At 68.2% G+C, this 8,546-nt stretch carries 6 protein-coding genes; 1 reads left to right on the plus strand and 5 read right to left on the minus strand.

Annotated features, from left to right (window positions below; genetic code table 11):
• Nucleotides 1-2 precede the first annotated feature (2 nt).
• The 5 genes from ACLF6J_RS01330 to tkt are packed head-to-tail and all read right to left on the minus strand — an operon-like array spanning nucleotide 3 to nucleotide 7,331.
• Nucleotides 3-938: a glucose-6-phosphate dehydrogenase assembly protein OpcA gene (locus ACLF6J_RS01330; RefSeq protein WP_047519988.1), complete on the minus strand. Its 936-nt coding sequence runs from the start codon at nucleotides 936-938 to the stop codon at nucleotides 3-5.
• Complete coding sequence (gene zwf / locus ACLF6J_RS01335; RefSeq protein ID WP_047519990.1) at nucleotides 935-2,485, minus strand: glucose-6-phosphate dehydrogenase; 1,551 nt, start codon at nucleotides 2,483-2,485, stop codon at nucleotides 935-937. The genes ACLF6J_RS01330 and zwf overlap by 4 nt, the downstream gene beginning before the upstream one ends.
• Before the next feature lie 21 nt (nucleotides 2,486-2,506).
• The gene (locus ACLF6J_RS01340) at nucleotides 2,507-4,114 is read right to left on the minus strand and encodes a glucose-6-phosphate isomerase (RefSeq protein ID WP_134353831.1); all 1,608 of its coding nucleotides are present in this window, start codon (nucleotides 4,112-4,114) and stop codon (nucleotides 2,507-2,509) included.
• A complete protein-coding gene (gene tal / locus ACLF6J_RS01345) occupies nucleotides 4,111-5,223 on the minus strand; it encodes a transaldolase (RefSeq protein ID WP_134353830.1) in 1,113 nt (370 codons plus the stop codon). The genes ACLF6J_RS01340 and tal overlap by 4 nt, the downstream gene beginning before the upstream one ends.
• Entirely contained in the window at nucleotides 5,220-7,331 is a 2,112-nt protein-coding gene (gene tkt / locus ACLF6J_RS01350; RefSeq protein WP_134354025.1) for a transketolase, read from the minus strand. The genes tal and tkt overlap by 4 nt, the downstream gene beginning before the upstream one ends.
• A 251-nt stretch (nucleotides 7,332-7,582) precedes the next feature.
• On the opposite strand from tkt, the gene ACLF6J_RS01355 reads away from it, so the two are divergent.
• The gene (locus ACLF6J_RS01355; protein WP_047519996.1) at nucleotides 7,583-8,488 is read left to right on the plus strand and encodes a heme o synthase; all 906 of its coding nucleotides are present in this window, start codon (nucleotides 7,583-7,585) and stop codon (nucleotides 8,486-8,488) included.
• The last annotated feature ends 58 nt before the right edge of the window (nucleotides 8,489-8,546 follow it).

The following is an 8,546-nucleotide window of genomic DNA, read 5'->3' on the forward strand; positions in this document are numbered from 1 at the left end:
CGTCACTCTCCAGTCTCGGGCGGACCCAGCTTCTCCCAGCCCTCGGTGATGACTCGACCGTACAGGACATCGGGGTCCAACCGACGCAGCTCCTCCGCGAGGCACTCACGAAGGGTCCGGCGCGGCAGGTGGAGGTCGTGGTTCGGCTGTCCGGGCTGCGTGAGCACCGCGACGCCCGGCGTCGGGCGCTCCAGCAGGATGTCGCCGGACTCACGGGTCAGGCGCACGGACTTGATGCCCTCTTCCCAGTGCTCAGGATCCTCGTACGACCAGCGCACCCGAACCTCGAGCGCCATCTGCAGCCAGGCGGCCAGCAGAGCGGTGGACGGGGAAGCCGCGGCTCCACGGACCTCGACGCCGGTGATCGGCTCGTAGGGCGGCTGATCCAGCACGGCCGCCAGTTGTTCACGCCAGTGCGTCAGCCGGGTCCAGGCGAGGTCGGTGTCACCGGGGGCGTGGGTCTCGCCGAGGAGGGCGAGCCGGTCGCGGACGTCGCTCGCCGTCGCCGCATCCGTGATGCGTCGCTGGGCGATCTTGCCGAGTGGTGACTGTGCCGGTGCGACCGGAGCTGCTTCGGGCCACCACGCGACGACGGGAGCATCCGGCAGGAGGAGGCCGGTGATCAGGCTCTCCTCGTTGCTGGCGGCGTCACCGAAGGCACGGAGGACGACGACCTCGCTGGCGCCGGCGTCTCCGCCGACGCGGATCTGCGCATCGAGGCGGGAATCCCCTTCGCCGGTCGTGAGCACGATGACGCGCATGGGGTGCTCGCGGGACGCATCGTTGGCGGCATCGATGGCGGCCTCGGCCACCCCGTTGCGTGCGGAGATGACCAGGGTGAGGACACGACCGAGAGCGACGGCGCCGCCCTCCTCGCGTACCTTGACCAGCTGCTTCGCGACCTGGCTGACGGTGGTGTCGGGAAGATCGATGATCACGGGCGTCTCCAGACTCGTCCATCGCGGGCCAGCAGGTCATCGGCGGATGCCGGTCCCCACGAGCCTGGCGCGTACTGCTCGACTGGGCCGCCCTCGGCGGCCCAGTACTTCTCGACGGGATCGAGGATCTTCCAGGAGAGCTCGACCTCCTCGTGCCGCGGGAACAGCGGCGGGTCGCCCAGGAGGACGTCGAGGATCAGACGCTCGTACGCCTCGGGGCTCGCCTCGGTGAACGCGTGGCCGTAGCCGAAGTCCATCGTGACGTCGCGGACGTTGGATCCGCTGCCCGGAACCTTCGAGCCGAACCGGATGGTGACGCCCTCGTCGGGCTGCACCCGGATGACGAGCGCATTCTGTCCGAGTTCCGAGGCGTTGCCACGCCCGAACAGGTGCTGGGGTGCGCGCTTGAAGACCACGGCGATCTCGGTCACACGGCGTCCGAGACGCTTGCCGGTGCGCAGGTAGAACGGCACGCCGGCCCAACGGCGCGTGTCGATCTCGAGCTTGATGGCCGCGTAGGTCTCCGTGGTCGACTCGGGGTTCATCCCCTCCTCCGCCAGGAAGCCGGTCACCTGCTCGCCGCCCTGCCAGCCGCCGTCGTACTGCCCACGCGCGGTGGCGAGGGAGAGGTCCTCCGGGACGTGGACGGCAGCGAGCACCTTCTCCTTCTCGGCACGCAGGTCCGCAGCCGACAGGCTGATCGGCTCTTCCATGGCGGTCAGGGCGAGGAGCTGGAGGAGGTGGTTCTGAATCACGTCGCGCGCAGCGCCGATGCCGTCGTAGTAACCGGCCCGGCCGCCCACGCCGATGTCCTCGGCCATGGTGATCTGCACATGATCGACGTAGTTGCGGTTCCAGATCGGCTCGTACAACTCGTTCGCGAAGCGCAGCGCCAGGATGTTCTGGACCGTCTCCTTGCCCAGGTAGTGGTCGATGCGGAAGATCGAGTCGGCCGGGAAGGCCACTTCGAGCGCAGCGTTGAGGGCACGCGCGGACTCGAGGTCGTGTCCGAAGGGCTTCTCGATCACCACCCTCCGCCAGCGCTCGTCATCGTCGCTGTTCTCACCGACGAGCCCGGAATCCTTCAGCTGCTTGGCGACGAGCGGGAAGTCCTTGGGCGGGATCGACAGGTAGAACGCGTGGTTGCCCATGGTGCCGCGTTCGAGGTCGAGCTTCTCGACGGTCTCACGAAGCTTGTGGAACGAGTCCGGGTTGTCGAACTCACCCGAGACGAAGCGGATGCCCTGCAGCAGCTGAGTCCACGTCTCTTCGCGGAACGGCGTCCGGGCGTGCTCCTTCACCGCGTCGTAGACGACCTGCGCGAAGTCCTGGTCCTCCCAGTCCCGGCGAGCGAACCCGACCAGGGCGAAACCCGGAGGGAGCAGCCCGCGGTTGGCGAGATCGTAGACCGCGGGCATCAGCTTCTTGCGTGAGAGGTCACCGGTGACGCCGAAGATCACGAGGGCGCTGGGCCCCGCGATCCGATTGAGGCGGCGGTCATCGGGGTCACGCAGCGGGTTGTGCCCGCGCGAGAGGGGAACAGACATCAGTGGGGGATTCTCCTGCTGTTACTTCTGTGCGGCTTCGAAGAGGGCGAGCACGTCGTCCGAGGACTCGGTGATCGTCAGCGTGACGACGGGACGTCCGTGCTCGGCGAGCACGGCGGCGTCACCGGCGGCCTGGGCCTGGATGAGCTGCCCGAAGGTGAAGGGACGATCCGGGATCTCGAGATCGACGTCCGTGCGCTCGAGGATCTGCAGGAACACCCCCTGCGCGGGACCGCCCTTGTGATACTGGCCGGTCGAGTGCAGGAACCGCGGACCCCATCCGAAGGTGGTCGGTCGTCCGGAGTCGGCGGCCACCAGTTCGCGCAGCCCCTGGAGCTGAGGCACCTCGAGCCGGTTGACGTAGGCCTGGATCGACACGTAGCCGTCGGCGGGGAGCTGCGCCCAGAGCGCGTCCAGGACGCCCTCGACGGTGCCGGAGGCCGCGAGTGCCGGGTCGGACACGCGCACCTCGACGCCGTTCTCGACGAAGGCCGGGGCGGTCGGCTCGGGGCGTGCGTCGAGAAGGCCACGGGCAGCGACCTTGGCCGATTCGACATCGGGCTGATCGAAGGGGTTGATGTGCAGCAGGTGGCCCGCGATCGCGGTCGCGTACTCCCAGACGATGAGCTGCGCGCCGAGCGTCCCGCTGACGAGGATCTCGCCCTCGTAGCGTTCGTGCAGGTGGAACTCGTTCGCGTCGTCGACGAGCCGCACGATCTGCAGGTCGGCGGGCACCGGGTCGAGCTCCGGCGAGACCGGAAGGAGAACGACCGGGAGGATACCGGTACCTTCCTTGCCGGTGGACTCGGCGATGAGCTGCTCGATCCAGTCCGGCAGACCCTTGATGTGCGTGCCGTCCGTGATCAGACCGAGCTTGTCGCGGCGGGGGTTCGTCGCGGCGATGGCCGCACCGAGGCGGAGCGCCGGGTTCTCGGCGGAGTCGACGGCTACCTCGAGCGACGAGGCCTCGGCTTCGTTCAGCAGCTCGTCGATGTCGACGCCCGCGAGACCCGTCGGCACCAGTCCGAACGCTGTGAGCGCCGAGTAGCGCCCTCCGACGTTCGGGTCGGCGTTGAAGACGCGGTACCCTGCTTCGCGCGCCGACGCATCGAGCGGGGAACCGGGGTCGGTCACGACGACGATGCGTTCCACGGGATCGATGCCGAGGTCGCGGAAAGCGGCCTCGAAGGTACGACGCTGCGAGTCGGTCTCGACCGTGGACCCGGACTTCGACGACACGACCAGAACGGTGTCCTCGAGCCCTTCATCGAGTGCGGCGAGCACCTGGCCGGGAGCGGTCGAGTCGAGGATGGTCAGCGGCACCCCAGCGGTCTGTGCGATGACCTCGGGAGCGAGCGAGGAGCCTCCCATGCCTGCCAGGACCACCCGCGTGACCCCTTTGGCGTGGAGGTCGTCGCGCAGGGCGACGATCTCGGCGACGAGCGGGCGCGAGACCGAGACGGCCTCGACCCATCCGAGCCGGATCGACGCCTCCGCCTCTGCCGCGGTACCCCAGAGCGTGGGATCTCCGCCGGTGATGCGGGAAGCGACGAGATCGTGGACGAGGCTCGGCACCGTCTCATCGATCGCGGCGCGCGCGGCTCCGGATGCGTGGATGGAGAACGTCATCGCTGGGACTCCAGACCTTCGGCGACCTGCGTCAGCAGATCGTGCCACGAGTCGATGAACTTCGCGACGCCTTCGTCCTCGAGCACCTGGGTGACATCGGTGAAGTCGATGCCGACCTCGGCGAGTCCGGCGAAGACCGCGCGGGCCGCTTCGTAGCCGCCCGTGATCGTGTCGCCGGTGACGACGCCGTGGTCGAACGTCGCCTCGAGGGTCTTCTCCGGCATCGTGTTGACGACGCCCTGAGCGACGAGCTCGGTCACGTAGAGGGTGTCGGGGAGTGCGGGATCCTTCACGCCCGTCGAAGCCCACAGCGGACGCTGCGGGTTGGCTCCGGCATCGAGCAGGGTCTTGGCGCGGTCACCGGCGAAGCTCTGCTCGAAGAGCTCGTAGGCGAGGCGGGCGTTCGCCAGGCCCGCCTTGCTCTTGAGCGCCTCCGCGGCGTCGGTCCCGATGGCGCTGAGACGCTTGTCCGTCTCGGTGTCGACCCGGGAGACGAAGAACGAGGCGACCGAGTGGATGGTCGACAGGTCGATGCCGGCTGCCTTCGCGGTCTCGAGTCCGGTGAGGTAGGCGTCGATGACCTCGGCGTAGCGCTCGAGGCTGAAGATCAGCGTGACGTTGACGCTGATCCCGGCGCCGATCGCCTCGGAGATCGCCGGGAGACCCGCCTTGGTCGCCGGGATCTTGACGAGCAGGTTGGGGCGGTCGATCTTCGCCCACAGCTCCTTCGCCTGTGCCACGGTGCCCGCGGTGTCGTGGGCGAGGTCGGGGGAGACCTCGATCGAGACACGACCGTCGACGTGGTCTGACGCTTCCCAGACCGGACGGAAGACGTCGAGTGCCGCGGCCACGTCCTGCGTGGTGGCGGCGAAGACCGCCTCCTCGGCGCTCGCCCCGGATGCCGCGAGCTCGGTCACCTGCGCGTCGTACGAGGTGTCGTTCTTGTCCGTGATCGCGTTCGCGAAGATCGTCGGGTTCGTGGTGACTCCGACGATGTTGCGCGACGAGATCAGCTCGGCGAGGTTGCCGGAGGAGATGCGGGTGCGGGAGAGGTCGTCGAGCCAGATGCTGACACCTGCGGCGGCGAGCTGTGCGGTGGGGGTGCTCATGCGTTCTCCTTGGTGCTGTGTGCGGCGATGGTCTCGCGTGCTGCCGCGATGACGGCCTCAGTCGTGATCCCGAATTTCTCGAACAGGGTCTTGTAGTCGGCGGAGGCACCGAAGTGGTCGATGCCGATCGAGCGACCGCGGTCGCCGACGATCTCGCGCCAGCCGAGCACCGATCCCGCCTCCACGGAGACGCGGGCCGTGACGGAAGCCGGGAGCACGCTCTCACGGTACGCCTCGTCCTGCTCGTGGAACCACTCCAGCGAAGGAGCGGAGACGACGCGTACGTTCACGCCTTCCGCGGCCAGTGCCTCGCGGGCGCCCACGGCGAGCTGCACCTCCGAGCCGGTCGCGATGATGATGACGTCGGGCGTTCCGCTCGGTGCTTCGGCCAGGACGTAGGCGCCCTTGGACGCGTTGTCCGCGGAGGCGAACACGTCACCCGAGGCCGCACCGTCGCCGCGCTCGAACACCGGGATGTTCTGCCGCGTCAGGGCGATGCCGGCGGGGCCCCCGTGGCGACGCAGGATCTCCAGCCATGCGGCCGAGGTCTCGTTCGCGTCCGCGGGGCGCACGACCGTGAAGTTCGGGATCGCGCGGAGGGTGGCGAGCTGCTCGATCGGCTGGTGGGTGGGCCCGTCCTCGCCGAGGGCGACCGAGTCGTGCGTCCAGACGAAGACGGACGGGATGTCCATGAGCGCCGCGAGGCGAACCGCGGGCCGCATGTAGTCGCTGAAGATCAGGAACGTGCCGCCGAACGCGCGGGTCGGGCCGTGCAGCACGATGCCGTTCACGATCGCACCCATGGCGTGCTCGCGGATGCCGAAGTGCAGCACTCGTCCGTACGGGTTGCCCGACCACTCGTGGGTCGACCACTCGGTGGGGATGAACGACGGCGCATCCTTGATGGTCGTGAGGTTCGATTCGGCGAGGTCAGCCGATCCGCCCCACAGCTCGGGGAGCTCGGCGGCGAGGGCGTTGATGACCTGGCCGGACGCGGCGCGGGTCGACACCTCCTTGCCGGACTCGAACACGGGCAGCGCGCCGGTGATGTCGGCCGGGAGCTCCTGGGCCTCGAGCCGGTCGAGGAGGGCCTTCTTCTCCGGGTTCGCCGACGCCCAGGCGTCGAACGACTCCTGCCACGCGGCACGTGCCTCGGCGGCGCGAGCGGCGAGACCGCGCGTGTGGGCGATGACCTCGTCGGCGACCACGAAGTTCTGGTCGGGGTCGAAGCCGAGGACCTTCTTGGTCGCGGCCAGCTCGTCGGCACCCAGGGCGGAGCCGTGGATCTTGCCGGAGTTCTGCTTGCCGGGCGAGGGCCAACCGATGATCGTCTTGAGGATGATGAGCGACGGCTTCGAGGTCTCGCCCTGAGCCGCCTCGATGGCCGCGTTGAGCTCGGCGACGTCTTCGACGTACTCGCCGGTCTTCTTCCAGTCGACGACCTGGACCTGCCAGCCGTAGGACTCGTAACGCTTCGCGACGTCCTCGGTGAAGGCGACGTTGGTGTCGTCCTCGATCGAGATCTGGTTGGAGTCGTAGATCGCGATCAGATTGCCGAGCTGCTGGTGGCCGGCCAGAGAGGAGGCTTCGCTCGTGACGCCCTCCTGCAGGTCGCCGTCACCGGCGATCACGTACACGAAGTGGTCGAACGGACTCGTGCCCGCAGCGGCTTCGGGGTCGAACAGGCCGCGTTCGTAGCGGGCGGCGTAGGCGAAGCCCACGGCCGAGGCGAGTCCCTGGCCGAGAGGTCCGGTCGTGATCTCGACGCCCTTGGTGTGCCCGTACTCCGGGTGTCCGGGGGTCAGCGAGCCCCACGTGCGAAGCGCCTTCAGGTCGTCGAGCTCGAGCCCGAAACCACCGAGGTAGAGCTGCACGTACTGGGTGAGGGAGGAGTGCCCCACGGACAGGATGAAGCGGTCGCGGCCCAGCCAGTCGGTGTCGGTCGGATCGTGACGGAGCACCCGCTGGTAGAGGAGATACGCGGCCGGAGCGAGGCTCATCGCCGTGCCGGGGTGCCCGTTGCCGACCTTCTCGACGGCATCGGCCGCCAGGATCCGGGCGGTGTCCACCGCACGTCGATCGATCTCATCCCACTGCAATTCCGACACGTTCATGCCCTTTCCGACAGTTTCGAGGGCGCCCGTATTCCCTGGCGCATCCGCAACTTCCCTGGCGCATCCTGCACCGTCGCGGGGACGGGTGGAGGGGAGTGCGCAGCGCCGGGCGCGCGAGTGCTTTCAGCATAGCGAAGACGACTGTCGTGCTACGCGGATCGACGGCGCAGAGGACGTCACGCCGTGTCATACACTGGAGAGGTTGTCCGGTTACGTGCGCGGAGGAGGCGATCGAGATCTCGACGATGTCTGATCAGACCGTGAGGAAGTCGTCCATCGGTCGCACGGTGAAGGCGTACGTGACGCTCACCAAGCCGCGTGTCCTCGAGCTGCTGCTCGTGTCGACCGTGCCGGTGATGTTCCTCGCGCAGGGCGGACTGCCGGACCTCTGGCTCGTGCTGGCCACCGTCATCGGCGGATCCCTCAGCGCCGGTTCCGCGGCGGCGTTCAACATGTACCTCGACCGCGACATCGATGCGCACATGCATCGCACCGAGAATCGGCCGCTGGTGACCGGCGAGGTCAGTGCGCGCGGCGCACTCGTCTTCTCGTGGACGCTCGCGATCACCTCGACCGTCTGGCTGCTGGTGACGACCAACTGGCTCACGGCGACGCTCTCCGCCACGGCGATCTTCTTCTACGTCGTGATCTACACGATGATCCTCAAGCGCCGCACCGAGCAGAACATCGTCTGGGGTGGCATCGCCGGGTGCTTCCCGGTGCTCATCGGCTGGTCCGCCGTGACCGGCTCGCTCGACTGGCCGGCGTTCATCCTCTTCCTTCTCGTGTTCCTGTGGACCCCGCCGCACTACTGGCCGCTGTCGATGAAGTACAAGGACGACTACGAGGACGTCGACGTCCCGATGCTCGGGGTCACGCGCAACGCCTCGCAGGTCGGCCTCCAGGTGATCCTGTACGCCTGGGCCACGGTCGCCTGCTCGCTCCTGCTCGTGCCGATCGCGGACATGGGGCTGGTGTACACGGTCTCCGCCGCGGTGTTCGGCGGATGGTTCATCTACGAGTCGCATCGCCTGTACAACCGTGCGGTGCGCGGTACCGAGCCTCGCCCGATGCGCGTGTTCCACGCTTCGATCACCTATCTGACGTTGATCTTCGTCGCGGTCGCGGTCGATCCGCTGCTGCCTTTCTGACCACTCCTCGAACACGACGGGGGGGGACCGATCTCTCGGTTCCGCCCCGTCGTGTTCT

The sequence above is a fragment of the Microbacterium sp. IO18 genome, from assembly GCF_049099505.1.
GTDB classification, from domain to species: Bacteria; Actinomycetota; Actinomycetes; order Actinomycetales; family Microbacteriaceae; genus Microbacterium; species Microbacterium aurugineum.

What these genes read in the sequence shown, in the direction of transcription:
- zwf (WP_047519990.1), bottom strand. Translation starts at nt 2,485, where the DNA reads ATGTCTGTTCCCCTCTCGCGCGGGCACAACCCGCTGCGTGACCCCGAT.
- ACLF6J_RS01340 (WP_134353831.1), bottom strand. Translation starts at nt 4,114, where the DNA reads ATGACGTTCTCCATCCACGCATCCGGAGCCGCGCGCGCCGCGATCGAT.
- tal (WP_134353830.1), bottom strand. Translation starts at nt 5,223, where the DNA reads ATGAGCACCCCCACCGCACAGCTCGCCGCCGCAGGTGTCAGCATCTGG.
- ACLF6J_RS01355 (WP_047519996.1), top strand. Translation starts at nt 7,583, where the DNA reads ATGTCTGATCAGACCGTGAGGAAGTCGTCCATCGGTCGCACGGTGAAG.